The 24,820-nt window shown below is 65.7% G+C and carries 19 protein-coding genes and 1 pseudogene; 6 read left to right on the top strand and 14 right to left on the bottom strand.

Annotated features, from left to right (window positions below; genetic code table 11):
• Nucleotides 1-192: 192 nt before the first annotated feature.
• From J4O76_RS00800 to J4O76_RS00780, 5 genes are all read right to left on the bottom strand, one after another.
• Nucleotides 193-852, bottom strand: coding sequence for a dTMP kinase (locus J4O76_RS00800; protein WP_426279740.1), 660 nt, complete (start codon nt 850-852; stop codon nt 193-195).
• A gap of 19 nt (nt 853-871) precedes the next feature.
• Entirely contained in the window at nt 872-3,418 is a 2,547-nt protein-coding gene (gene mprF, locus J4O76_RS00795) for a bifunctional lysylphosphatidylglycerol flippase/synthetase MprF (protein WP_426279739.1), read from the bottom strand.
• Between the two features lie 4 nt (nt 3,419-3,422).
• Nucleotides 3,423-3,809, bottom strand: a complete 387-nt coding sequence (locus tag J4O76_RS00790) for a DUF2147 domain-containing protein (RefSeq protein ID WP_120301320.1) — start codon at nt 3,807-3,809, stop codon at nt 3,423-3,425.
• A 10-nt stretch (nt 3,810-3,819) separates the two neighbouring features.
• Entirely contained in the window at nt 3,820-4,587 is a 768-nt protein-coding gene (locus J4O76_RS00785; RefSeq protein WP_426279738.1) for an AcvB/VirJ family lysyl-phosphatidylglycerol hydrolase, read from the bottom strand.
• A 130-nt stretch (nt 4,588-4,717) separates the two neighbouring features.
• Nucleotides 4,718-5,005: a chorismate mutase gene (locus tag J4O76_RS00780; RefSeq protein ID WP_107954710.1), complete on the bottom strand. Its 288-nt coding sequence runs from the start codon at nt 5,003-5,005 to the stop codon at nt 4,718-4,720.
• Between the two features lie 149 nt (nt 5,006-5,154).
• On the opposite strand from J4O76_RS00780, the gene J4O76_RS00775 reads away from it, so the two are divergent.
• Nucleotides 5,155-6,183: a polyprenyl synthetase family protein gene (locus J4O76_RS00775; protein WP_426279737.1), complete on the top strand. Its 1,029-nt coding sequence runs from the start codon at nt 5,155-5,157 to the stop codon at nt 6,181-6,183.
• Nucleotides 6,184-6,188: 5 nt separating this feature from the next.
• Here the strand turns inward: J4O76_RS00775 and J4O76_RS00770 are convergent, their stop codons facing one another.
• From J4O76_RS00770 to J4O76_RS00755, 4 genes are all read right to left on the bottom strand, one after another.
• Complete coding sequence (locus J4O76_RS00770) at nt 6,189-7,706, bottom strand: lipopolysaccharide biosynthesis protein (RefSeq protein WP_426279736.1); 1,518 nt, start codon at nt 7,704-7,706, stop codon at nt 6,189-6,191.
• 133 nt (nt 7,707-7,839) lie between these two features.
• Complete coding sequence (polA, locus tag J4O76_RS00765) at nt 7,840-10,614, bottom strand: DNA polymerase I (protein WP_426279735.1); 2,775 nt, start codon at nt 10,612-10,614, stop codon at nt 7,840-7,842.
• A 313-nt stretch (nt 10,615-10,927) separates the two neighbouring features.
• The gene (locus tag J4O76_RS00760) at nt 10,928-11,884 is read right to left on the bottom strand and encodes an isopenicillin N synthase family dioxygenase (RefSeq protein WP_120301325.1); all 957 of its coding nucleotides are present in this window, start codon (nt 11,882-11,884) and stop codon (nt 10,928-10,930) included.
• Nucleotides 11,885-12,197: 313 nt separating this feature from the next.
• The gene (locus J4O76_RS00755; protein WP_426279734.1) at nt 12,198-12,617 is read right to left on the bottom strand and encodes a hypothetical protein; all 420 of its coding nucleotides are present in this window, start codon (nt 12,615-12,617) and stop codon (nt 12,198-12,200) included.
• 128 nt (nt 12,618-12,745) lie between these two features.
• On the opposite strand from J4O76_RS00755, the gene J4O76_RS00750 reads away from it, so the two are divergent.
• Together J4O76_RS00750 and J4O76_RS00745 are read left to right on the top strand one after the other, a co-directional pair.
• On the top strand, nt 12,746-14,005 hold the full coding sequence (locus tag J4O76_RS00750; RefSeq protein ID WP_426279733.1) for a multidrug effflux MFS transporter: 1,260 nt from the start codon (nt 12,746-12,748) through the stop codon (nt 14,003-14,005).
• A 79-nt stretch (nt 14,006-14,084) separates the two neighbouring features.
• Nucleotides 14,085-14,429 carry a DNA primase gene (locus J4O76_RS00745; RefSeq protein WP_426279732.1) on the top strand — a complete coding sequence of 115 codons (345 nt, stop codon included), beginning with the start codon at nt 14,085-14,087 and terminating at the stop codon, nt 14,427-14,429.
• Between the two features lie 36 nt (nt 14,430-14,465).
• Here J4O76_RS00745 and J4O76_RS00740 read toward each other — a convergent pair whose 3' ends face one another.
• Nucleotides 14,466-14,675 (bottom strand): hypothetical protein, encoded by a 210-nt coding sequence (locus J4O76_RS00740; RefSeq protein WP_426279731.1) that lies wholly within the window; start codon nt 14,673-14,675, stop codon nt 14,466-14,468.
• 308 nt (nt 14,676-14,983) lie between these two features.
• Between J4O76_RS00740 and J4O76_RS00735 the strand changes: the two genes are divergently transcribed.
• Nucleotides 14,984-15,649, top strand: a complete 666-nt coding sequence (locus J4O76_RS00735; protein ID WP_056065788.1) for an outer membrane protein — start codon at nt 14,984-14,986, stop codon at nt 15,647-15,649.
• Nucleotides 15,650-15,915: 266 nt separating this feature from the next.
• Here the strand turns inward: J4O76_RS00735 and J4O76_RS00730 are convergent, their stop codons facing one another.
• Nucleotides 15,916-16,053, bottom strand: a complete 138-nt coding sequence (locus J4O76_RS00730) for a hypothetical protein (RefSeq protein ID WP_426279730.1) — start codon at nt 16,051-16,053, stop codon at nt 15,916-15,918.
• Between the two features lie 113 nt (nt 16,054-16,166).
• Here J4O76_RS00730 and J4O76_RS00725 point away from each other — a divergent pair, with 113 nt between their 5' ends.
• Complete coding sequence (locus tag J4O76_RS00725; RefSeq protein WP_426279729.1) at nt 16,167-16,949, top strand: thermonuclease family protein; 783 nt, start codon at nt 16,167-16,169, stop codon at nt 16,947-16,949.
• A 109-nt stretch (nt 16,950-17,058) separates the two neighbouring features.
• On the opposite strand, the gene J4O76_RS00720 is transcribed toward J4O76_RS00725, so the two are convergent.
• The 3 genes and pseudogenes from J4O76_RS00720 to J4O76_RS00710 all read right to left on the bottom strand — a co-directional run bounded on the left by J4O76_RS00720 (nt 17,059) and on the right by J4O76_RS00710 (nt 22,339).
• Nucleotides 17,059-17,988 (bottom strand): hypothetical protein, encoded by a 930-nt coding sequence (locus J4O76_RS00720; protein ID WP_426279728.1) that lies wholly within the window; start codon nt 17,986-17,988, stop codon nt 17,059-17,061.
• Nucleotides 17,989-18,019: 31 nt separating this feature from the next.
• A pseudogene (locus tag J4O76_RS00715) lies at nt 18,020-20,972 on the bottom strand (TonB-dependent receptor plug domain-containing protein).
• 320 nt (nt 20,973-21,292) lie between these two features.
• Nucleotides 21,293-22,339, bottom strand: a complete 1,047-nt coding sequence (locus tag J4O76_RS00710) for a LacI family DNA-binding transcriptional regulator (protein WP_426279727.1) — start codon at nt 22,337-22,339, stop codon at nt 21,293-21,295.
• Nucleotides 22,340-22,600: 261 nt separating this feature from the next.
• On the opposite strand from J4O76_RS00710, the gene J4O76_RS00705 reads away from it, so the two are divergent.
• Nucleotides 22,601-24,694 (top strand): alpha-L-arabinofuranosidase C-terminal domain-containing protein, encoded by a 2,094-nt coding sequence (locus J4O76_RS00705; protein WP_426279726.1) that lies wholly within the window; start codon nt 22,601-22,603, stop codon nt 24,692-24,694.
• The last annotated feature ends 126 nt before the right edge of the window (nt 24,695-24,820 follow it).

Below are 24,820 nucleotides of genomic sequence, written 5' to 3'. Positions count from 1 at the left end.
GTTATATAGTCGAGCTACATAACGAGAAGTTTGAAAACGAATAGAGGGATTTGCGGACGCGCACGTACGCGCAACCGCACACCACCCCGGCGAAGGCCGGGGCCCAATTGGGGGACGACGCTTGGCGAGCGTCGCGTGCCGTTACTGTGACATTTCCAATTGGGCCCCGGCCTCCGCCAGGGTGGTACGGCGTCAGGCGAGGAGGGCGACGATTTCCGCGGCGATCTCGGTGGGCAAGCGCGACGCGCCGTCAGCCACCGTCGACACCGTCGCCCAGCGCCCCAGCAACCCAGCCTCCGCCATCGCAGCGTAATTAGTCCGCACCCGATCCTGCAGTCCTGTATCCGCCTCGTACGCATCGAACGCATCGTCGGTGTAGGACCGCTTCCGCTTCTTCAGGATAAGCCCGCGCGCGATCGCGGCCGGGGTGTCAAGATACACCGAGAGATCAGGCTTCGGCAGCGCGAACGACCCCGTTTCCAGGTCGGCGATCCACGCCATCATTGCGTCCGCTTCGTCCGCCGGCACCTGCGCCGCCTGATACGCCATGTTCGAGGCGATATAGCGGTCGAACACTACCACATCGTTCGCCGCCATCGTCGCCAGCAGGTGCTCCCGCGACTCCATCCGGTCGAGCGCATACAGCACCGCCGCCGCCTTGGGCGACGTGCCGCGCGGCAAGGTGCCGGCCAGCATCGCGCCGAGTGCCCAGCCGCCGACCGTCTCGGTATAGCGCGGGAACGACACGACGTCGGCGGTGCGGCCAGTGGCGCGCAACTGCTCGACCACCAATGCCGAGGCGGTGGCCTTGCCCGCGCCGTCGGCGCCTTCGATTGCCAGGAGGAAGCTCATTAGTGAGCCCTAGCAAGCCTTACCGACTCACCAAAGCCCGCAAATCTATCAATCCACGCAGCAAGGACGTGCCGCCCGGCGAGGCGATATAGCGCGGTGTCCAGTTCGGGCGGAACTTCTCCTTGTACGCGCGCAGGCCGGCAAACCCGTAGAAACGCTCGCCGTGGCGGAACAGGAAGGCCGCCACCTTCGACCAGGTCGGGGACAGCCGCCGCGCCTCGATTCCCGACAGTGGCGCCATGCCGAGCGAGAAATGCCGATAGCCATGCTCGTGCCCCCACACCATCAGCCGCGTGAACAGGAAATCCATGCCACCCTGCGGCATGTCCTCGGCGTGGCGCATCAGGTCGACCGACAGCTCCTGCCTGTTCGGCGTGCCCCAGACGTTGGCGAAGGCGACGATCCTGCCCTCGATCCGCACCACCGCGCAGTCGAACTTCGCCATGTATCCCGGCTCGAACCGACCGACGCTGAAACTCTTCTCGGCATGATCCTTGTCGGCGAGCCACCAGTCGGAGATCGCTTGCAGTTCTGGGATGATCGCGGGCATTTCGGCGGCCGGCACGACCGCGAACTCCGCGCCCGCCCGCTCGGCGACACGGCTGGCCTTCCGCACGCTGCGCATCTCGGGCGTCTCCAGCGTGAAGCCGTCGAGCTCGACCGTCGCCTCTTCGCCGTACTTGACCAGCTTAAGGCCCATCTCGATCGCGATCGGGACGATGCGCAGGCCGATCTGGTACAGCAGCAGCCGGCCCTGAGCTGCGTCGGCGCGGGCGCGGATGGCCCATAACAGCTCCGACCATGCCTCGCTCGGTCCCACCGGGTCACCGAGCACGATCCAGCTCGCGCCCTTCACCTGATACATCAGGAACGCGTCGCCGCTGTCCGAGACCAGGAAGCGCTTGTCGCCGGTGAAGGCGAGCATCGCGTCGGTGCGGTCGGCATGCGCGAGCGCGGCGGTCGCGACGTCGTCGGGCAGCATGTCGTGGACCATCGGCACGGGCGCCGCCGCGAACAGCCGCCAGATCGCCGCGCCGATCAGCAGCAGACCGACCGCGAGGCTGGTGCGCAGGAACCGCGAGGCGTTGGCGTTGGTCTCGAACTGCCACCACAGGTCGCTCGAATAGCCGACGCGGCGATAGGCGAAGAAGCCGATCAACACCGACAACCCGATCGCGGCGCCGACGCCGACCAGCCATTCGGGCGACAACGGCTCCGCAGTCAGTCGCGTCCGCCGATAGAACGCCGCGCGCGTCCATTGCAGCGCGGCGGCGGTCATCAGCAGGATCGTCGCCTCCTCGTAATCGAGGCCCTTGGCGATCGACAGCAGCGCGCCTGCGACGAGCAACGTCCGCGCCGCCCAGAACGCGCCGTCGAGCCGCCGGTACAGGCCAAGCGCGACCAGCAGCAGCATGACGCCGACGAGGCTCGCCGCGACGTGCGCCATCTCGCTGATCGGCAGCGGCAGGATCGTCGCCAGCGTGTCCATGCGACCGGGCGCCGCGGGCAGTGCGCCCGACACGAGCAGCATCGCGCCACTCAGGAACACCAGCACGCCCAGCAGCAAGGGCGCCAGCGGCAGTGCGATTGCGAGCGGATCGGTGCCTCGCCCACGCCATTGGCGTCCCTCGTGGAACGCCATCAACACTGCGGCGAGGATCAGCGGCGCGACGTAATAGATGATCCGGTAGGCGAGCAGCGCGGCGAGGACCGTCGCATTGTCCTGCGGCATCGTCGCTATGATCACCGCCTCGAACACGCCGAGCCCGCCTGGCACATGGCTGATCAACGCAACGACGATCGCCACCGCGTAGCCGAGGAACAGCACCGGATAGAGCTCGGGCGAGGCATTGGGGAGCAGCACGAACAACGCCGCACTTGCCGCCGCCAGGTCGACCGTCGAGACCAGCAGGAGCGCGAGGGCCTGCCGCCAATTCGGCAGGGGCAGTCGCCAGCCGAGCAGCCCGATCGATCCACCCCGCCGGTGACGCAGGACGACCCCCAGCATGACGAGCGGGATGACGATGCCGACGCTGCGCTCCAGCAGAGGCGGCATCGTCCACCTCACGATCGGTAGCGTCCCCGGATGGATCGCCATCGACAGGCACGCGACCGTGACGACCCCCGCCCAGAACGTCACGCCGGCTATCAGCACGACGCGCGCCACGGCGGCTTCGTCTAGCCCGGCGCGGCTATACACGCGGTACCGCGCCGAGCCGCCGGTCAGCATGGCCAGCCCGAGATTGTGGCTGATCGTGTAGCTGGTGAACGACGCGACTGCAGCGGTCCGCCACGGCAGCGGATGGCCGATCACTTTCAGTGCGATCGAATCGTAGAAGGTCAGCGCGATATAGCTGACGACGGTCAGCCCGATCGCCACCGAGAGCTGCGACCAGCCGAGCGCGGAAAACGCGGCGCGCACTTCGGACAGACGGATTTCGGCGGTCAGCTTGTGGATCGCAGCGAAGCCAAGCACCGCGACGATGAGTACCGCCAGCGCGATCAGCGTGCCCCGGCGATGCGCGATCCAGTCGCGGGTCCGGATGATCAACGGACGAGTCGTCATCGGGTCAACCGCGGTGCCAGGTCTGCGTCTTGCACAGGAACCCGCCGATCAGGCAGCCTTTCACGTCGATCGTATTCGCGTCGACCAGCGTCAGCGTCGACCCGAAGGTGCGGCCCATGTCGGGGACGAAGATCTGGCCCGACCATTTCCTGCGGCCGCTAGGGCGATATTCGCGAAGCAAGGCGGTGCCGATCAGTTTCGGCGTGCCGCCGTCGCGGGCGTCGGCCTGCGCCTCGTCGCTAGCGCGCACCACCCAGCCGCACAGCCTGTCCCCGCAGGCGCCTGTCTTTACGGCCACGCTGTTCTTCGGATTGTGCCAGGTGCCTTCCACGGGGGAAGCAGGGGCCGGGCTGCCCACGGCCATCGCGAGCGCCATCATCACAGGAATCATCGGTCGATCCTCAATCCGCGAAAACGAACCGCGCCAGCACCTCGTAGAGCGCATCGGCGTCGCGGTGAAGCGGGTGTCCGCCCGGCAACGCGATCCGCGTCGCATTGGCCTGGGTCAGCAACGGGCACAGGCTGCCCACTTCCTCCGCGCCCTGGACGCATAGCAAAGGCGCCCAGGTCAGCTGGCGCGCTGTCGGCATCGCGTCGACGGTCGGGGTCCAGAGATCGAAGACCTCGCTTGGCGACGCGCGGAACTGGACGTTGTCCTCGGGCACGATCAGCGCGACTTTTGCAATCTTCGCGCGGAGTTCGGGGGCAAGGTCGATCAGCCCGACATGCAGCATGTCCGCGCCGAACGACTGGCCGATCAGGACCACCCGGTCGGTGTGGCCGAGCCGCAACGCGCGCTGTTCGGCGCGCGCGATCAGCGTCGTGATGTCCGCCGGCGTCCGCGTCGTACGCAGATAGGTCAGCGTGTTGACCGCGACCACCGGCACGCCGTCCGCCGCCAGCCGCCGCGCGATCTGCGGCGCCATGCCGATCTTGTAGCCGAGGTCGCCGGTGAGAAGCACGACGGCGAACGGCCGCTGCGGCTTGGTCGGGTAGACATCGGTGAACAACGGCCCACCGAAATAGCCGAGCCAGCCCATGAAGCCGGTCGCGACAATAGCGGCCAGAACCAGCGCGAGCAGGGATCGGTAGAGCCACGTCATCCGCAACCGATTGCACCGCGGCGGGTGATCGGCACGTGGAGCGACAGTGAAGTTTTCTTCACGCACTGCTCCCCTCCCTGACAGGGAGGGGCTGGGGGTGGGGTGGCTCGCTCGTGCCGTAACGGTCTGATATGCGGAAACCGACCCACCCCCGACCCCTCCCTTGCAGGGAGGGGAGAAGAACCCATCTGGCCCCTCAAACCGGATCGTGCGCCAACCGCTCATGGTGACGGATCACCTCGTCGATGATGAAGCGCAGGAATTTTTCCGAAAACTCGGGATCGAGCTGCGCTTCCGCCGCCAGATGCCGCAATCGAGCGATTTGGCGCTCCTCACGCCCCGGATCCGCGGCGGGCAGGCCGTGCGTCGCCTTGTGGCGGCCTACCGCCTGCGTCACCTTGAAGCGCTCCGCGAGCATGTGGATCAGTGCCGCATCGATGTTGTCGATGCTCTGCCGGTATCCGGTCAACAGGTCGTCAGCCACCAAAATACCCTTTCGTTGGTTCGGCGCGCCTTTTGCGGTGGTGCAACCGGATCGGCAAGGCGTCGCACGGCAGATCGGGGCGAGCCGGGGCAGCTCGACGCCCGGCAAGGGTTGCTTTGCAGGGGCATAGGCGTCAGAGGCTCGGGAAGATGAGCGCCACCGTCCACCGCCTCGACACCCTTCGTCCCACGCCCGAGTCCCAGCCTTCGCTGGACCCGATGGTCAAGCTTGTCCGTGGCGACATGGACCAGGTCAATGCGGTGATCCGCGGCCGGATGGAGTCCGAGATCCCGCTGATCCCCGAACTCGCCGGTCACCTGATCGCGGGTGGCGGCAAGCGGATGCGGCCGATGCTGACGCTCGCGAGCGCGCAACTGATCGGCTATGCGGGCACGCAGCATCATCTGCTCGCGGCCGCGGTCGAGTTCATCCACACCGCGACGCTGCTGCACGACGACGTCGTCGACGGCTCGGACCTGCGCCGCGGCAAGCGCACCGCCAACATCATCTGGGGCAACCCCGCCAGCGTGCTGGTCGGCGATTTCCTGTTCAGCCGCAGCTTCGAACTGATGGTCGAGGCGGGTAGCCTGAAAGCGCTGAAGATCCTGTCCTCGACCAGCGCGGTCATCGCGGAAGGCGAGGTCAACCAGCTCACTGCCGCACGCCGCGTCGATCTCGGCGAGGAGCGCTATCTCGACATCATCGGCGCTAAGACCGCGGCGTTGTTCGCGGCCGCGTGCCGGATTTCGGCGGTCGTTGCCGATCGTCCCGAGGCCGAGGAGGCCGCGCTCGACGCCTATGGCCGCAACCTCGGCATAGCGTTCCAGCTGGTCGACGATGCCATCGATTACGTCTCCGATGCTGATACGATGGGCAAGGATGCGGGCGACGACTTCCGCGAGGGCAAGATGACTCTGCCGGTGATCCTCGCCTATGCGCGTGGCTCGGACGAAGACCGCGCGTTCTGGAAGGATGCGGTCGAAGGTCGTCGTGACAGCGAGGCCGATCTGCAACACGCGATCCGCCTGATCCGCTCGACCCGCGCGATCGATGACACGTTCGCGCGCGCCCGGCATTACGGCCAACGCGCGATCGACTCGATCGCCGGCTTCCCTAACGGCGCCGCCAAGGACGCCATGATCGAAGCCGTCGAGTTCGCGGTCGCCCGCGCATACTGATCGCGCTAGCGGATCGGTGATCCGGCATTCGGCAGCGTCGCCTCGCCAACCGGCGTCGATTTGCCGAACAAGGCGCGGTCCGCAGGGCCGAACGCGTATTTCCACAGGATGTAGAGATAGGTGGCCGCGATCGCGGGTTCGCCGATCGCAAGCTCGACCCATTCGTAACGTTTGGGCAGCGCTGTGAAGCCTGCGCCCACCACGATCGCTGCTAGTGCGGCCCACACTAGTGGCCAGCGCCACGGCGAGACGCTGGTCCCGAGCAGATGGCCGAGTAGCTTCGATTTGATGATCGAGGTCAGACCCACTGACAGCATCAGCGCGATCGCCGGGCCTGCGGCCTGGTAATTGACGGGGTAGCCCAGTACGCGGATCGTAAAGATCAGCGCAAAGCTCAGACCGACCTGGAACGCGAGCATTGCCGCCGAGATCATAAGGTTGCGGTGTCGGGCGATGTAGACGAGCGCGGATTCGCTGACCGCGCCGGTCGAGGCGAGCACTTCGGCGGTGAGCAGGAACGCGAGCGCGGCGGTGCCGGCGACGAACTGCGGACCGACCACGCCCATGACCGCTTCACCGGGAATCGAGCCCATCAGCGCGAGTCCGCCTTGCGCGGCCATGATCCAGAACGCGACCTGGCGGACCTGGTTGGCGATCGCGGCGCGGTCGTTGATCGCGAGGCTGTGCGTGATGACGGGGCCGAGGATCGGGTCGAAGCTGGTCTTGAGCTTCTGCGGCAACGACGCGACCTGCTGTGCCATGTAATAGATGCCGACGACCTTGGGCTCGAACATCACGCCAAGGATGAAGCGGTCGACGTTACGGCTGCCCCATTCGAGGATGTCGGCGCCGGCAAGCGGCACGTTAGCGCGGGCGAGCGCGTAGAGCGGGCGGAGCTGCGGCGCCCAACCCCGCGGCACGCCGTAGCTGCGCAGGAACGGGACGAGGCTGGCGATCAGCGCCGCGGTCATCGATGCGACGTAGCTGAGGACTAGGCCGTCGCGGATCGTGAAATAGGAGAACGCCCAGGCGGCGATCGAGATCGTCCACGGCTCGACGACCGCGCGGGCGGTGACGGCGGCCTTTACGTTGAGGCGGTAGGCGAGCGCGGCGAGGCTGACGTCGGACCAGGCGATCGCGACGATGATCAGTGGCAAGAACCGGTCGAGCCCGGTGATCGCGCTGTTCGGATACATGATCTGCGGGAAGGTGCAGAGCACGGCACTGGCGATCAGCGAGGCGACGAACGCGACCGCCATCGCATCCCAGACGACGTTGGCGTGTGGGCGGTCGGCGCTGCTGAGCGCTTGGGCGAGGCCGCGCTTGAGGCCGAGCGTGGCGAGGAGTGCGGCGAGTTCGACTACCACGACCGCGATCGCGAACCGGCCGACGAGGTCAGGGCCGTAGATGCGGCCGGCGATGAACAGGAACGGGATCCGCGCGGCGAGGCGGAGGACGAAGCCGGCGATGTTGGTACGGCCGCCCTTGGCGAGCGTGTCGATATCCTGCGTGGCTTCGGTCACGTGTCTCCCCTCCCTGGAAGGGAGGGGTAGGGGGTGGGTTGGCCCGTGAGGTTCGGCTGCGCCTGCCCCAAGCCGACCCACCCCCGGCCCCTCCCTTCCAGGGAGGGGGGAAGGTTTTCGGGCATTGACTGGCTCAATGCGCCGCGCCCCAGCTCAGGCCGGTGCCTATCTCGATACCCAGCGGAACGTCGAGCGTGACCGCAGGTTGCGCGGCGTTCGCCATGACCTGCTCGATCACCGGCTTGGCTGCGTCCACGTCACCTTCCGGCAATTCGAACACGAGTTCGTCGTGGACCTGAAGGAGCATGCGGACATTGGGCAGACCCGCTTCGAGCAACGCCGGCCCCATCCGCACCATCGCGCGCTTGATGATGTCGGCGCTCGTCCCCTGGATCGGCGCGTTGATCGCCGCGCGCTCGGCGCCCTGCCGCTCGTGCTGGATCTTCGAGCGGATGCGCGGGAAGTGCGTTTTGCGACCGAACAACGTGGTCGTGTAGCCGCTCGCGCGAACGCTTTCGGTGGTCTCGACGATGTAGTTCGAGATGCCCGGGAAGCGATCGAAATAGCGGTCGATCATCGCCTGCGCTTCGTCGGCTGACACGTCCAAACGCCCGGCGAGGCCCCAGCGCGAGATGCCGTAGAGGATCGCGAAGTTGATCGTCTTCGCGCGGCCGCGAGTGTCGCGGTTTACCTCGCCGAACAGTTCCTGCGCGGTGAGGCTGTGGATGTCGTCGCCGTTCGCGAACGCGGCCTTCAGCGCCGGGACGTTCGCCATGTGCGCCGCCAGCCGCAGTTCGATCTGCGAGTAATCGGCGGCGAGGATGACGTTGCCGGGTTCCGCCACGAACGCGTCGCGGATCTGGCGGCCGATCTCGGTGCGGATCGGGATGTTCTGGAGGTTCGGATCGGTCGACGACAACCGTCCGGTCTGTGCGCCGGTCAGCGAGTAGGACGTATGGACGCGGCCCGTCGCCGGGTTGATCTGCGCCTGCAACGCATCGGTGTAGGTCGATTTCAGCTTCGACAGCTGGCGCCAGTCGAGCACTTTCCGCGCGATCACTGCGCCGGGCGAGTCCTTGTCCGCCGCAATCCGCTCGAGTTCGTTGACGTCGGTCGAATAGACGCCGGACTTGCCTTTGCGGCCGCCCTTGATGCCCATCTTCTCGAACAGCACGTCGCCCAATTGCTTGGGGCTGCCGATCGTGAACGGCGCGCCCGCGAGCGCGTGGATCTCGGTCTCCAGGCTCGCCATCTGCCCGGCGAACTCGGTCGAGAGCTTCGACAGTTTCGCGGCGTCGACCTTGATCCCGTGCATCTCCATCTGCGCGATGACGGGGACGAGCGGGCGGTCGACCATCTCGTACACGCGGGTCGAGCCTTCCGCGGGCAGGCGGCGCTTGAACCGGCGCCAGAGGCGGAGCGTCACGTCGGCGTCCTCGGCGGCGTAGCGCGTCGCGGCCTTGAGGTCGATTTCGTTGAAGGTCCGCTGCGTCTTGCCGGTGCCGACGACGTCCTTGAACGCGATGCAGCTGTGCGAGAGGTGCGTGGCGGCGAGTTCGTCCATGCCGTGACCGTGCAGCCCGGCGTCGAGATCGAAGCTCATCACAATCGTGTCGTCGAACGGCGTGATATTTACGCCGCCGGTGGACGCATAGGCGCGGCCGAGCACGATCATGTCGTATTTCAGGTTGTGGCCGATCTTCAGGACGCTGGGATCCTCCAGCAACGGCTTCAGTTTCGCTAGCACGAGCGCGCGATCGAGCTGGACCGGGTTTTCCGCGAGCAAATCGGTGCCGCCATGCGCGATAGGTAAGTAGCAGGCGAGGTTCGGATGCAGCGCCATGCTCACCCCGACGAGATCGGCGCGCGTCGCGTCGATGCCGGTGGTTTCGGTATCGATCGCGATCCAGCCCTGGTGTTTCGCCACCGTGATCCAGCGGTCGAGCGCGGCTTCGTCGACGACGGTTTCATAGTCGTCGTGCTTACACGGTTCGTCCTCGTCGAGATCGGCGGTGCTAGTGGGCGCCTCGACAGGGGCCTCGGCGACTGCGGAGAGCTTGGCGATCAGCGACTTGAAGCCGTGATGCTCCAGGAATGCACGCAAGGGCGCGTCGGGGATGCCCTTGAGTTCGAGATCCTCCAGCGGTTCGGGCAGCGCAACGTCGCATTTGAGCGTGACGAGCACCTTCGACAGCCGCGCCATCTCGGCATGCTCGATCAGATTGTCGCGGAGCTTGCCCTTCTTCATGCCGTCGGCGGCGGCGAGCACGGATTCGAGATCGCCGTGCTCGAGGATCAGCTTCGCGGCGGTCTTGGGGCCGACGCCGGGGACGCCGGGGACGTTGTCGACGCTGTCGCCCATCAGCGCGAGCACGTCGCCGAGCTGCGCAGGCGTGACGCCGTGGAATTTCTCCGCGACATGCTCCGCGCCGAGCCGGCGGTTGTTCATCGTGTCGTACATGTCGAGCCCGGGCTCGATCAGCTGCATCAGGTCCTTGTCGGAACTGACGATCGTGACTTCCCAGCCTTGGGCGAGTGCGGCCTTCGCGTAACACGCGATGATGTCGTCGGCTTCGAGGCCTTCGGTCTCGATGCAGGGGAGGCTGAACGCACGCGTGGCGTCGCGGATCATCGGGAACTGGGGGACGAGGTCCTCGGGCGGGGGCGGACGCTGCGCCTTGTACTTGTCGTAGAGATCGTTGCGGAAGGTCTTCGACGACTTGTCGAGGATGACCGCCATGTGGGTCGGGCCGTCGGCGGCGTGAACCTCGTCGGCGAGCTTCCACAGCATCGTCGTATAGCCGTACACCGCGCCGACGGGCTCGCCATGCTTGTTGGTGAGCGGCGGCAGCCGGTGATAGGCGCGGAAGATATAGCCGGAGCCGTCGACGAGATAGAGATGGGGCATCGCGCGCGGTCTAGCGGATGCGAGGGCCCGCACCAATGGGCGAAGCGTGGTTGTTGGGTATCAGGTGGGGAGAAAAGCGGTGGGGTGTTTGGGGGTTATCCCAGCCGCCCAACAAACGCCCCACCCCGGCGGAGGCCGGGGCCCAGTTGGGGGACGGCGATAACGAAGCGATGCGTGTCGTTACTGCAACCTTTCCAACTGGGCCCCGGCCTTCGCCGGGGTGGGGCGGTGGTCAGTGCCAGCGCTTCCTTGTTCTCCCCCGAAGGCGGGAGCCCAGTCTGGGTCCCCGCCTTAGGGGGGAAACATGATGCCTCTACTTCTTGATGAGCCCGATCTCGACCAGCCGCTCGTACAGGTAATCATGCGCGGTGATCGGCGTTGGATAGCGGTTCGCGTTGTCCGGCGTGATCGTGCCCGGCAGCGTCTCGATCAGGAAGTCCGGCGCGGGGTGCAGGAAGAACGGCATCGAATAGCGCGAGTGACCGCGACGCTCCGGCGGCGGGTTGACGACGCGGTGCGTGGTCGAGGGCAGCACGTTATTGGTCAGCCGCTGGAGCATGTCGCCGACGTTGACGACCATCGCGCCCTCGGGCGGCTTGATCGACAGCCAGCGGCCGTTCGCGCGGTCGAGCAGTTCGAGGCCGGCTTCCTCGGCGCCGAGCAGCAGCGTGATGAGGTTGATGTCCTCATGCGCGCCGGCGCGGACACCCTCGGCGTCGGCGGGGATCGGCGGGTAATGCAGCAGGCGAAGGATGCTGTTGCCGTCTTTCACCGCCGGATCGAACCAGTCGGGCTTAAGCTTCAGATGGCGCGCGATCGCAGACAGGAGCTTGTCGCCGGCGCGGTCGAACGCGGCGAAGAGTTCGAGAAAGACCGGCTTGAAGCCCTCGGGCCGCGTCGGCCAGACGTTCGGCGCCATCGTGTCGGCATAGCGATGACCCTCGGGCAGTTCGCGACCGACGTGCCAGAATTCCTTGAGGTCGACGACCTTGGCGTCCTTGGCGATCTCGGTCTTGAACGGCGTGTAGCCGCGCGCACCGCCGCCGCCGGGGATGTGGTAGCCACGCTTTTCGTCCTCGGGGAGGTCGAACAGGAGCTTGGTTTCGGCCCAGGCGCGCTCGATCAGGTCGGCGGGAATGCCGTGGTCGGCGACGATCGCGAAACCGTATCGCTCGAACGATTCGCCGAACGCGGCGGCGAAACCGTCGGGGTCGGTATCCTGCGTGGCGAGGCTGAGCGTCGGGACCTGGGCGGCGGGGGTATCGAGCATGGGGTGCGTGTCCGGTTTGGGGGATGCCCGATATAGGCGATCGGGAGTGGCGTGCCAAATGCCTGGATTAGGGTTGATTTCGATTTTTCACGATCCTCCCCCGCCAGGGGGAGGTGGCGCGAAGCGACGGAGGGGGAGGACAAGGAACCAGCGTCGCTCCTTCCTCCCCCTCCGTCTGGCAAGTGCCAGCCACCTCCCCCTGGCGGGGGAGGATTGGAGCGTTAGCCGCTGATGACGATCGTGCCGGTCGCCTTGTCCTTGCCATCTGGGGCGAGTTCGAGGCGAAAGGGTTTGTTCTCGTCGGTCGTGCCGATCAGATTCGCGCCTTCGCCGTGCACCTTGTAGCCGACCTTGCCAAGCGCTGCGCGAACCAGTCACGGACGATTAGCGGAGTCGCCGGGCTGGTGAATGCAACACGTAGGCCGCTTCCTGCATCGCTACCGTTGTTTTCGTTACCGACGATATTCAGGTTCTTGATCGAAGACCCCGGATACAGGCGCACACCGTTGAGATCGAAATTGCTCGTGTCGATCTTGATTTTCGGCAGCTTCACCGAGCCCTGGAAGCCGGGGACGTCGATCTTCATCTCGCCGGTCTCGCCGTTAATCGCGCCCAGCACATTGCCGCCATCTGCGTTGATCGAGACCGATGCGCCCTCGTTCGAGCGATCACAGGCGGACAGGGCGAGCACGCTGGTGAGACCGACAGCGGCGAGCAAATACGGGCGGATCATGGTCATCTCCGAAGTGTGTTGTTCTGGCAATACAGATAGGGGTCGTCGGTGCACTGCGCAATCGTCGCGTAGCTGCGCCGGTTAGCGGGTTCCGCGCGACTGCCCGAGCGGGTACAGGGCCACGCATCATGCAGACCCAGGATCCACAATCCGACGCGCCAGCGATGCGCGGCGCGCCGATCGGCTTCGTCGAGTTCGTCGCGCTCGTCGCCTCGCTGATGTCGCTGACCGCGCTCGGTATCGACTCGATGCTGCCCGCGCTGCCAGCGATCGGCAACTCGCTCGGTGTAGCGACCGAGAACGGGCGGCAGTTCGTCGTCACCGCGTTCGTGATCGGTTTCGGCGTCGCGCAGCTCGTCCACGGCCCGCTTGCGGATCGGTTCGGGCGGCGGACGGTGCTGCTCTGGTCGCTCATGCTCTACATCATCGCCAACGTTGCCTGCGCGACCGCGGGAAGCTTCACTTTGTTGCTGGCCGCGCGCGCGTTTGGCGGCGCGGTGATCGCCGCGGCCCGTGTCGCGACGATCGCGCTGGTGCGGGACTGTTACCACGGGCGGGCGATGGCGCGGGTCATGTCGATCGCGTTCATGGTGTTCATGATTGTCCCCATTCTCGCGCCGACGTTCGGCTGGGCGGTGCTCCAGTTCGGCGACTGGCGTGCGATCTTCTGGACGGTTGCGGTGCTGACGCTGGGGGTGTTGATCTGGTTCTATCTGCGGATGCCCGAGACGCTGGCGCCCGAGAACGTCCTGCCGATCACGCCGGGGCGGATCCTCAGCGACTGGCAGCAGACGCTCGGCGATCGCAATTCGCTTGGCTATACGCTCGCCTCGACCGCGCTGCTTGGGTCCTTGTATGGCTATCTCAATTCGATTCAGCAGATCATGGCGGACGTGTTCCACAAGCCGTCGCTGCTCGCGCTGATCTTTGCCACCACGTCGGTGACGATGGCGATCTGCAACCTGCTCAACTCGCGGATCGTGATGCGGCTGGGGACGCGACTGATCAGCCATGGTGCGCTGTCGCTGATGATCCTGGTGTCGCTCGTCCATCTGTTCGCAATCGAGGTCGGGTTCGAGACGCTGGTCAGCTTTGCGGTTTTCCAGGCGCTGACGCTCGGCTGTTTCGGGCTGGCGACGTCGAACTTTTCGGCGATGGCGATGGAGAATATGGGGCGGATCGCCGGTACCGCGTCGAGCGTGCAGGGGTTCCTGAGCGTGACCGTCGGTGCGGTCTTCGGCGCATTGATCGGGCAGGCCTTCAACGGCACCACCGTGCCGCTGGTCGGCGGGTTCCTGCTCGCCGGGCTCGCTGCACTCCTGTCGATCCTGGTGACCGAACGCGGGCGGCTGTTCCGGCCCGCATCGACGGCGCCCGTCCGCGCTTGAAGGAACCACCGCGCACGTCCACCGTTCGCATCTGGTAGGCCCGCAACGTGCGGGCGTCCTGGAACGAGGGAGTGTGACCATGGGCGGACATCAGGTGCCGAGTGCCGGATCGGGCGACGACGGTTATGACGAAGAGGGCTATGACGAGAGCCAGCGCGCCGAGATCCTCGAGGCGACGCGCAACGGGCCGAGCGACGGCATCATCCTGACCGACCTCGAACCCGATCTCGGCGAAGACGACACCGACGACGAGTCGATCGACGAGACCAAGATGGATTCGGAAGAGGTCGGCGAGACGGACTCGTCGGTGACGATGGACGAAGCCGACATGGACGAGGACGACGTCCAGGACGAACTCGACGACAACACGATCGACGACGACGAAGACCTTAAGGACGCTGACGACGTCGCGCTGAAGCCCTGAACTATCCGCGGCGCGCCTGTACCGGGCGCGTCGCTCTCAGCCGGCCGCGTTCGCGAGGATCGCGAGATCGTCTGCGTTGAATGCAGCACCGGCGGCGTCGGTCGGTCGCTCCATCGTATTATACAAAGTCGCGTTCGTCGCGACTGGTTCCGGTGCGTCGCTCGCGACGTCATAGGCCGTCCACACGATTCCCGCGGACCAGAAGAGCGCCGCCCAGCGGCTGCGGAACAGGCGTGAAAACCCCATTGATGCTGCATCGCACACTGGATGTCACCAGAGGGTAAACAGACGGCGTTAACACCAGCCGCGGCTGCTTTTTGCCGCTTTTCCGCTGTATTCCTGCCTAGTCCGCCCCGCAGCGGCCATGGTTCGTTCATCCAAATGACAGGAACCGTTGCTGTAACGCAACACAGCGGAACAGTTCCCTGCCAGTTCCCTGAATGTGACGTTTTTTGTGCAACCATGTGCTCGCCGACCGGTTTGGCTTGCCTGGACCGAACCGACGCACCGTGCAGTCGGCGATCCACGCAACAACACGGTATAAGGTCAAACTCATGCGTAAGCTTTCCCTGGCAATCGCCCTCGCCGCCGCAACGGTCGCAGTTCCCGCCTTCGCGCAGGACATGTCGGCACCGGCACCCGTCGACAACAGCGCACAGCCCGGCGAAGCAGCAGCGCCCGACGGCTCGAAGGCATTCGGCATCGAGCCGTATTTCGGCGTGATGGGCGGCTGGGAGCAGTTCGACAACGAGCGCGGCCACGGCATTCCGCAGGCGATCAACGCTGACGGTTCGACCCGTCGCAGCTACAAGCCTTCGGGCTCGCTGGTCCAGGGCGTGCTCGGCGTGAACGTGCCGCTCGGCCCGGTCTTCGTCGGCGCAGAAGGCAACGTGATCAAGGGCATCGATGGCAACATCGATTGGGAATACGGCGCAGCAGGCCGCTTCGGCTTCCGCGCTGGCGACAGCGGCCTGATCTACGGCAAGGTCGGCTACCAGTGGGTCAACTTCGACCATTTCTCGGGTCGTTCGAACGTCGTCGCAGACACCGGTCGTGACTACAGCGCGATCACCTACGGCATCGGCGCAGAAGTCGGTCCGCAGAACATCGGCCTGAAGGGCATCACCGGCAACGCAGGCTTCCGCATCCGTGCAGAGGTCAACACCTTCGGCGACGCGCAGAGCTTCCGTCCGATGCTCGGTATCATCACGCACTTCTAAGCCTTTGCCTCGCAAGAGGGAAAAGCCGGACGCGTAACGGGGGCGGGGAGTGGCTAGGGCCATTTCCCGCCCTTCGTGTGTCTGGAATCGTTGGGTTTTCGGGCCGAGATCGAGCGGTTCGAACGCTTGCCATCGCGGTGTTGCCGATGCCCGGATTGCGCGGAAGTGCACAAAGTTCACACGCTGGCGCGGTTGTGCACATCGCGCGACAGCGTTGTAATCGGTCGTCCGGATGCGGATGGATGCCATGCTCACGCCGCATCTGATCACGGCTCGGCGATGTAGGACAGCGGCATCGCGCGTGCCCACGGCGCGTTCCCGGGATGCTGGACGCCACCATGAAGTTGCTGCGGCACGACGCTGATGCCGCGACGCACACCGGCTATCGTAGCCGAGATGTTCATCCGTCGATGTTCACGATGCGTTCGCCTTATTTCCGACTCCGCCCGTCGCAACCTTCGCCGCCGCGAGGTGACATCGTCGCGCGCGCGCGTACGCGCGAGGGACGATGGAGTATGTGTTTGATTTCATGCGGTTGCTGAGTGGCGATCGCGCTGGCGCCACGCGCCGCGGTGGATCCGGTCGACGCCCGGCGCCCGGAGTCCTGCTGCAACTCCGCCTGGTATTCTACGGCGTGCTGCTCGGGCTGATGGTGCCGGTAATCCGCCAGATCGACTGGGCGGCTCTGGTGCCGCCGGGCTTGAAGGTCGAATGGCCCAGCGGGTTCGGGATCGCCTGGCCCGCCGGGCATCTACGTGTGCCCGGCGGCTGGAGCAAGGCTGCGGACGCTGCCGCGGCGGACGCGTCGTCCTCGGCAAACGCTGCCGCCGCCGCCGCTTCCACCACCACCGGGGCGCTGGCCACCGCGGCAGGCGTCGCGAGTGCGGCGTCGACCGCCGCTGCCGCCGCCTCCGCGCTGTCGGGCGGCAAGGCGGTATCCGCGCGCTTCACGATATGCGGCCATGCCAAGCGGATCGACTGCATGGTCGACGGCGACACCTTCTGGATGGCGGGGACCAAGATCCGCATCGCCGACATCGACACGCCCGAAACCCATCCGCCCCGTTGCGCGTCCGAAGCCCGCGCCGGCAAGGCCGCCACGCTCAAGATGCAGGCGCTGCTAAACGCCGGCCCCTTCACGCTGGTCCCGATCAAGCGCGACGTCGATCGCTATGGCCGCAAACTGCGCATCGTCGAGCGTGACGGGAAATCGCTCGGCGAGGCGCTGGTACGGACCGGGCTCGCGCGGCGTTATGGTGGGGGCAAGCGCGCGCCCTGGTGTCGAACCGGCTGGTTCTGACGGGACGGCGCAGCGGCCTCCCGGCGATCATCCTCGTTTCGGTTACCGACCTCGCCTTCCGGGAAAAGCGGTTTCCCTCTCTCCGTCCGTCATGGTGCGGACGGCTCGCTTAGTCGAAGTGCTTGCGCTCGATCGTGATCCGCTTGTCCTGACAGAACCCGCAGTCCTTGCCGACGAAGCGCGCGGCGGCAGTGCGGTCGTTCTTCAGCCGCCAGTCCAGCCAGGCGGTCACGACCTCTGCCGCGATGCCGCCATGCGGCTGCATGTAGGTGCCGCCATGACCCACCGGTATGTTGACCAGCACCGCGGGGATATGGTCGATCCGCTGGAAATCGTCGGTACCGTTCGCGACCGCGATGTCGGTCGGGCCGCCCAGGACATAGAGGATCGAGCCGTGCAGCGTCTTCAGCAACGCCTTGTCGGACACCACGCCGCCGATCGGGTTCGCGTCCTCGGGAAAGAAGCCGCTGTTCATGATCACCGCGGTGGTCACGCGTGGGTCCTGCGCCGCCGATAATGCCTGCAAGCCGCCGCAACTCCAGCCGGACGCCGCGATCTCGGTGGTGGCGATCCTGTTTTTGAACGGACTGCCGGCGCGGGCATTCTCGCGCTGTGCCCAGTCGATCGCGTCGGTCAGCGCGCGTGTCGGCGTTGCCGAGGTCAGCTTCGTGCCGGGGGCGGGGGTTGGGCCGGGTTTGGTGGCGGCGTCGGACTTCGGCTTGGGGATCGTGCCCGACGCGATGACGAGATAGCCGTGCGAGGCGATCTCCAGCAGGTGGTTGCGCGAACTCGTCCCGTCCGCGCTGCAGCCGCCATTGCCGAAGACGTAGATCCCGAGCTTGGCCCGACCCAGCGCACCAAGGTCCGCCGGGCGGTAGACGACATGGTCGGACAGGTCCGGTCGTTCCTCGAAGATCGCGGGGTACGTGCCCGACCCGCGTTCCCGTGGCGCTGGTTGCGCCACCGCGCCGTCAACGGTGCGCGCGATCGCGGGCGAACCCAGCATCATGCCGGCAATCAGAAGGGCGAGAGCGCGCATGCTGGATCTCCGTATTGGTAGGCGGGGGGCGTCAGAACGAGAAGCGGACGCCGACACGGTAGATGCGCCCGACGATGTCGTACAACGCCGGGTTAGCGCTCTGCGGCGAGGCGGCCGGGTCGTGATCGAAGACGTTGTCGACCTTGAAATACCCGGACACCTGTTTGGTGATGGTATACGTTCCGCCGACGTCGAGATAGAAGGCGCCGGGCATGAAGTTGCGGTCGATCGTCGGCGCGGTCGTGGTCGATTTGGGGCAGGTTCCGGGCGCGCAGACGACGTACTGGTTGCCGTAATTGCCGTCGCTGAACCAGCGTTCCTGTACCGTCAGGCTGAAGCGGTCGTTGCTGAATGCCTGGACCGCGAGCAACTTCCAGCGCGGGGTGGCGCCGAGGTTGACGCCGGCGCCGTCGGTCGGAATCGTCCCCGGCAGGCCGGTATCCGTGACGAACTTCCGGATGTGCGTCGCCAGGCCGCGGAGCGTGAACGTCCCGTCCACACCGAGCGGGCGCCGCCACCGATAGCTTGCCTCGATATCGAAGCCGTCGGTCTTGATCGAGGCGAGGTTGAACGCCTGCGTGTTGATGAAATTGGGGCCGGCGGTGTTGTTCAAATTATACGCGCTGCACGTTTCGGGCAGGATGTTGCGGAAGCACAGGTCGACGATCTGGGCCGCGCCGAGGCTGGAGATCACGTCGGTGACCTTGATATTATAGTAATCGACCGAAGCGCTGAACCCCGGCAGCCAGGACGGGTTGGCGTATACCGCGCCGACCTCCGTATTTCGCGCGATCTCGGGCGTGAGTGTCGGGTTGCCGATCGCGTTCTGGATGGCCACGACGTTGACGTTGCGCGCAGGGTCGAGAAAGTTCGGCAGCGTGGTCGTCACCGGTGCGGCGAACAGCTCGGACAGATTGGGTGCGCGAACGTCGCGCGAGGTGACGCCGCGCAGGCGAAGTCCGTTGAGCGGCGTCTCCCATGTCCCGCCGATCTTCCACGTCCAGACCCGGCCCGACGTGCTGTAGTCGGTGATGCGTGCCGCGCCGTTGACGTTGGCCCTGCCCATCATGTCCCACTTGAAGAGTGGGACGTCGAGCTCGAGGAACGCTTCCTTGACGTCGTAGGCGCCGGTGCCGTTCTTGTAGTTGCCGGCATACCAGTTGTTGCCCGCGGTTAGCAGCGTCGGGTCGGCGGGGTATTCGCTGGTATAGGGACTGAGCGCGGAGACGCCGGCGCCGTATGCATCGGCGCGGACCTTGTAGAATTCCTTGCGATATTCACCGCCGAACGCGACCGACAGGGGACCCGCCCAGAGTTCGACGGGGGTGCCGGAGAAGGCGAGGCTCGCGACGTCCTGCGTCAAGTGGAGGCGCTGGATCGGACCGTTCTCGGGCTGGACGTAGCGGCGTGCCGACTCCGATGGCGTCGCGCCGCCGATGATATTGAGCGGGATACAGCCATTGGCGCGCGCGACCGGATTGGCGCAGACTATGGCGCCGTTGAGCGTGATCGCCTGGATCGCCTGGTTGAAATGCGGCGTGAGGACGATGTCGTCGACGTCGATCGCGGTATCGGTGATGCCGCGCTCGTAATAGGCGTCATAGGTCCAGGGCGAACCACCGAGATCGAACTTGCCCTTCAGGCCACCTACGACACGGTATTGGCGGCGATCGGTATGAACGATGGTGTTCGGCAGGATCGCGACGCTGGCGCCGAACTGGAAGTCCGTGATCCCCGCGGTCGCGCACGCCGCCTGGATCGAGGCCGGGACGAACGGGTTCGCGCACTGCAGCCTTAGGCCGGGTCGGTTGGCGCCGTTGGTCGGCTGGTTATGAGTCTTCACCTGGCCGACATTGACGCTGACATAGACTTCGTTGTCGGTCGCGAAATCATAGCCGATACGCCCATAGCTATCGAGGCGCTGGATCGCCGACTGCAAGGTGCGGCCGGTATCGATGTTCCCCGACAGGTCGCCGCCGACGCAGAAGCCGGGCAGGCAGCCTCGGACCGCGCCGGAATTGTCGCGGGCCGGCACGCCGTTCGAGCCATATTGGAACTGGAAGGGGCGGCCGCTCTGGTCGAACGCCGTGCCCTGCAGCGGACCGGCGGTGATGAGGCCGTATTTCGTGAAGTTATACGGCTGGGCGAAATCGCGCAGGACGTATTGCGGCGATCCGTCGTCGACTACGTTGCGGTTGATCATCGTCGTCTGCGTGAACCAGTCGCGACCACCGGCGAGGTCGGTGCCGAAATCGCCGGGGCCGACACCTGCTTCCTTGGCATATTCGCCGCTGACGACGAGGTGCAGTCGATCGTTCAGGTAGCTCCGTCCCGCGGCAAGCTGGACCAGCCCCTGGCCGTCGTCGCCGTAGTTGGTGATGCCGCCCTGGACGTTGCCCCTTGAAGCCCTGGAAATGCGTGTCGGTGATGAAGTTGACGACGCCGCCGACCGCGTCCGATCCATAGGACGCCGACGCGCCGCCGTTGACGATGTCGACTCGCTTGATCAGCAATTGCGGGAGCAGGCTGACGTCGGTGACGCCGGTATAATAGGCGCCGACGACACGCTGGCCGTCGACCAGGGTGAGCGTGCGGATCGTGCCCAGGCCGCGGAGCGAGAACGAACTCAGGCCCTGCTGGCCGCTCGACGTGCTGAACGTGTTGGTCGTCGAGCCGCTCGATCCCTGCAACGACGGCAGCTGCGCGATCGTCGTGAAGACGTTGGGCTGCGCGTTGTTCTGGATATCGGCTTCGCTGATGACCGTGGTCGGCGTCGGGGCGGTAAAGCCGCTCGACTGGATCCGGGAGCCGGTGACGATGATGTCGGCGGTTCTGACGGCCTCGGGTTCGGCGGCCTTGGGCGTCTCGGCGACCGGCTCTGGGGCGGCGGCGGTGTCCGTGGTTTGCGCTGGGGCGGCCTGCGCGAAAGACGGCGCTGCGTATAGCGAGAGGATGAGCGCGGCGATGCTGCTCGATCCGGCGATGAGGGTGCGCCGTTGCCGTGTAGTCGGACTGGAAACGGTAGAAACCGATCGTGCCGCTGTTGTTAAACGCGATGTCTCTTGCGCCCAAACGCTGGCGCGGACGTGAGCCGACAGAGTCGTGATTCTGGAAACCATTGCATCCTACCCCCTTTTTCGGCGCGCCGATTTACCAGCGTTCCTGCCACGTCATCCCGCAACTCGATGTTGCTGTTTGATAACGTTACCACGCAACAATGCGTCGACATCGTTGAGGAGTCAATACTCATACTATCGGTGGCGTGGAGTGAGGTCGTCGACGTCCGCAGAAACGGCGGATGGCGTTAAGGCGTGGCGTCGTCCTGTGGCGGCGACGTGGACTGTCGCTTGACGATTTCGTGGTCCAGCACCCGGTCGGCGCGCTTGGCGGGTGTTCTCGGCGGCGTGGCGATCTCCGCGACCAGAAGGCCGAGCGCTTCCGCGGCGAGTCGGCGGACCGGCTGATGTACCGTGGTCAGCGGCGGCCACAGCATCACGGCGGCGGTGGTATCGTCGAACCCGACGACCGTCAGTTCGCGGGGTACATCGAGCTGTCGCCGATGCGCGACCGACACGACGGCGGCGGCCATGTCGTCGTTGCTGGCGAAGATCGCGGTGGGGGGCGGATCGGCCTGGAGCAACTGGTCGCCGGCGGCGAGTCCCGAGGCAAAGCTGAAATCGCCCTGCGCGATCGTCGCACGAACGCCCGGATGTTCGCGCACCGCGGCATAGAAGCCGTCGAGCCGCTTGAGACTGGCGACCTGGTCGGGGTTGCCGACGACGAACCCGAGCCGGCGATGACCCATCGCGATCAGCTCGCGCGTCATCTCGTACGCGGCGAGGCGATCGTCGATACGGACGCAGATCACGTTGTCGACATCGTGCGCGCCGACCGCCGCCACCGGCACGCGCGCCTTGCGCAACACGTCGAGGACCGCCGCGGATTCGCTTAACGGCGGCGCGCAGATCATGCCGGAGATGCCCGTTGCGACCAGATTTTCCAGCGCGGCGGGGCTCGGCGGACGACCGTCCTCGCCCTTCAGCAGGATCAGCCGTGCGCCGCGGATCGAGGCCTCCTCGAACACGCCGGTGAGGAAATCGCTCATGAACGCGGCGCTCGGGTTGGCGTAGATCACGCCGATCTTGAGTTCGGTGGACGTGACCAGGCTGCGCGCGGCGAGGTTCGGCGTGTAGCCCAGTGCGTCGATCGCATCCTGGACGCTGGCGCGGGTGGTCGGATCGACGCTGGCGCGGCCGTTGATGACGCGCGACACGGTCATCGGCGATACCCCGGCCTGCGCGGCGACATCGATGATCGTCGGGCTGCGCGAGCGCCGAGCGCGTTCCTTCACACCGATCCCTTCAACCCCGCCCGACGACCGTCACGTCGAGCCCCTCAATACGAACCATACACGTCGAAGCGACCTAGACCTTTGGCCCCGCGATGCAAGTTGGTCGGATCTCGACCAGAGTATGCCGACACGCCGAACGTCCATGTTGACGTTATCATTAGTCTGCGTAATCTATCTGGAAATGCGCTGCGACGTCGGAATCGAACCGGCGCGTCGCGATCATCGCCGGAATGGCGAGCACGCACAAAAGGGGAGAGGTCGATGAAACCGGTCGTCGCAGCGTTTGTCCTGTTTGCGGGTCAAGCCACGGTTTTCGTCTCGGCCGAGGCGCAACAGGCTCAGCCTGTTGCCGTCCGGATCGACGCAACGGCGCGATCTGCGGCCGTCACACCCTATGAATACGGCATGTTTATCGAACCGATCGGCGGACTCGTCGCGCGGACGCTGTGGGCAGAGATGCTCGACGACCGCAAATTCTATTACCCGATAGGTCCTGCGGCGAGCGACGCGCCGCCACCGGTCAATGCCGAAGGGCGGCCCGGTGTCGTCTACCGCAAATGGCGCCCGATCGGCGGCGACGCGGCCGTCAAGATGGACACGCAGCATCCGTACGTCGGCACGCAGAGCGCGCGGATCGCAGTGTCCCCCGACCATGTCACCGGCATCGGCCAAAGCGGGATCGAGGTCGTCCGCGACCGGCGGTATGTCGGCAAGCTCAGGCTGAGTGGCGAGCCAGGCGTGTCGGTGTCGGTGACGTTGGTCTGGGGCGATCGACCGCAGGACCGGCAGGTCGTGTCGTTGCCGACCCCGGGCGCGGACTGGAGCGAGGCCAGCTTTGCGTTCACGCCGACCGCGGCGGCGACCGATGCGCGGCTGGAGATCACTGGCACCGGCCACTCCACCGGTACGGCCGTTTTTCGGGTCGGCGTGGTGTCGCTGATGCCGGCGGACAACGTCAATGGCTGGCGTGCGGATACGACCGCGATCGCGAAGTCGCTGAACTCGGGCTTCTGGCGCCTGCCTGGCGGAAACTTCCTGTCCGACTGGGACTGGCACGAGGCGATCGGGCCCCGCGATGCACGCCCGCCGATGTTCGATCACGCCTGGAGCGCGATGCAGCCGAACGATCTCGGCATGGACGAATGGATGGACCTGACGCGTATCCTGGGCGTCGAACCCTATGTTACGGTCAATGCCGGGCTGGGCGATGCGAACTCGGCGGCGGAGGAAGTCGAATATCTCAACGGTGCGGCGACCTCCGAATGGGGCGCCAAGCGGGCGGCGAACGGTCATCCCGAGCCATATCGCGTCAAATGGTGGAACATCGGCAACGAACCGTTCGGCTGGTGGCAGATCGGCAAGACCTCGCTCGATTACTTCATGATCAAGCACAACGAATTCGCGAAGGCGATGCGCGCGAAGGACCCTTCGATAACGCTGATCGCATCGGGCGCGATGCCCGACCAGTTGCATCCGAAGGGCGTGCAACAGAACTCGTCGATCGAGAGCATCCAGGCGAAGTTCGGTACCGAGGAGGACTGGACCGGCGGCTTCTTCGCCAAGGCATGGGGTAATTTCGACGGCATCACCGAGCATTGGTATGATCGCGCGGAGAAGCGACCCGAAGCGCCGGCCGCCGACGAGCTTATCGAGTTCGTCCGTTCGCCCTCGAACCATGTCCGCATGGAAGCGGAGGAATGGGCGATCTACGAGACGAAGTTCCCCAAGATCCGCGCTGCCAAGACGTTCCTGTCGATCGACGAATACGCGTACATGGCGGGGCCGCCGACGCTGAAATCCTCGCTGGCTTATGCGATGGTATTCCAGGAGATGCTCCGCCACACCGATTTCCTGACGATGTCGGCGTTCACGACCGGCGTGTCGACGATGGACATCTCGCCATCCGCCGCGACCCTCAACGCCACTGGCACCGTGTTCAAACTGTACGGCGAGAATTTCGGCGCCGGGACGGTTCCGCTGAAAGTCGATGGCGATGTACCGCAACCAGAGCCGAAGTATCCGGTCGGCCATGCGCATCCCAAGGTGCGCGCGGGCAGCCCGACCTATCCGCTCGACGTGATCGCGGGACTGTCGCCGGACGGCACCAAACTGCGCCTCGCAGTGGTGAACGCGACGTTCCAGCCGCAGCGACTGAACCTTGCGCTTTCCGGCATGAGGCTGCGCGGCGGCGGCAGGCGCTGGGTCATGACCGGCAAGACGGTGGAGGCGGCGAACACCATTGCGTCCCCGAATGGCGTGACGATCGTCGAAAGCAAGGTGGCGGAGACACGCACCGTGATGGTACCGGCGATCTCCGCGGCGATCTACGAATTGCCGATCGCGGCGGCGCACTGAGCCGGACCGCGACCGCGCCGCGCGTGGCTACAGTTGCTCTCGACCGCATTTCGACGCGTTTTTGCAGCAGCAATGCTTGCCTAAGACGAGCGTCGGCGGCTACCACGCGATGATAACGTTACCGAG

This window comes from Sphingomonas sp. NFX23 (genome assembly GCF_049887795.1).
Lineage (GTDB): Bacteria > Pseudomonadota > Alphaproteobacteria > Sphingomonadales > Sphingomonadaceae > Sphingomonas.
This window is presented reverse-complemented; position numbering and strand designations above follow the sequence as displayed.

Bases quoted from the DNA above. Each gene is read 5' to 3' on its own strand.
- J4O76_RS00800 (WP_426279740.1), bottom strand. From the start codon at position 852: ATGAGCTTCCTCCTGGCAATCGAAGGCGCCGACGGCGCGGGCAAGGCC.
- mprF (WP_426279739.1), bottom strand. From the start codon at position 3,418: ATGACGACTCGTCCGTTGATCATCCGGACCCGCGACTGGATCGCGCAT.
- J4O76_RS00790 (WP_120301320.1), bottom strand. From the start codon at position 3,809: ATGATTCCTGTGATGATGGCGCTCGCGATGGCCGTGGGCAGCCCGGCC.
- J4O76_RS00775 (WP_426279737.1), top strand. From the start codon at position 5,155: ATGAGCGCCACCGTCCACCGCCTCGACACCCTTCGTCCCACGCCCGAG.
- polA (WP_426279735.1), bottom strand. From the start codon at position 10,614: ATGCCCCATCTCTATCTCGTCGACGGCTCCGGCTATATCTTCCGCGCC.
- J4O76_RS00760 (WP_120301325.1), bottom strand. From the start codon at position 11,884: ATGCTCGATACCCCCGCCGCCCAGGTCCCGACGCTCAGCCTCGCCACG.
- J4O76_RS00755 (WP_426279734.1), bottom strand. From the start codon at position 12,617: ATGATCCGCCCGTATTTGCTCGCCGCTGTCGGTCTCACCAGCGTGCTC.
- J4O76_RS00750 (WP_426279733.1), top strand. From the start codon at position 12,746: ATGCAGACCCAGGATCCACAATCCGACGCGCCAGCGATGCGCGGCGCG.
- J4O76_RS00745 (WP_426279732.1), top strand. From the start codon at position 14,085: ATGGGCGGACATCAGGTGCCGAGTGCCGGATCGGGCGACGACGGTTAT.
- J4O76_RS00740 (WP_426279731.1), bottom strand. From the start codon at position 14,675: ATGGGGTTTTCACGCCTGTTCCGCAGCCGCTGGGCGGCGCTCTTCTGG.
- J4O76_RS00735 (WP_056065788.1), top strand. From the start codon at position 14,984: ATGCGTAAGCTTTCCCTGGCAATCGCCCTCGCCGCCGCAACGGTCGCA.
- J4O76_RS00730 (WP_426279730.1), bottom strand. From the start codon at position 16,053: ATGAACATCTCGGCTACGATAGCCGGTGTGCGTCGCGGCATCAGCGTC.
- J4O76_RS00720 (WP_426279728.1), bottom strand. From the start codon at position 17,988: ATGCGCGCTCTCGCCCTTCTGATTGCCGGCATGATGCTGGGTTCGCCC.
- J4O76_RS00705 (WP_426279726.1), top strand. From the start codon at position 22,601: ATGAAACCGGTCGTCGCAGCGTTTGTCCTGTTTGCGGGTCAAGCCACG.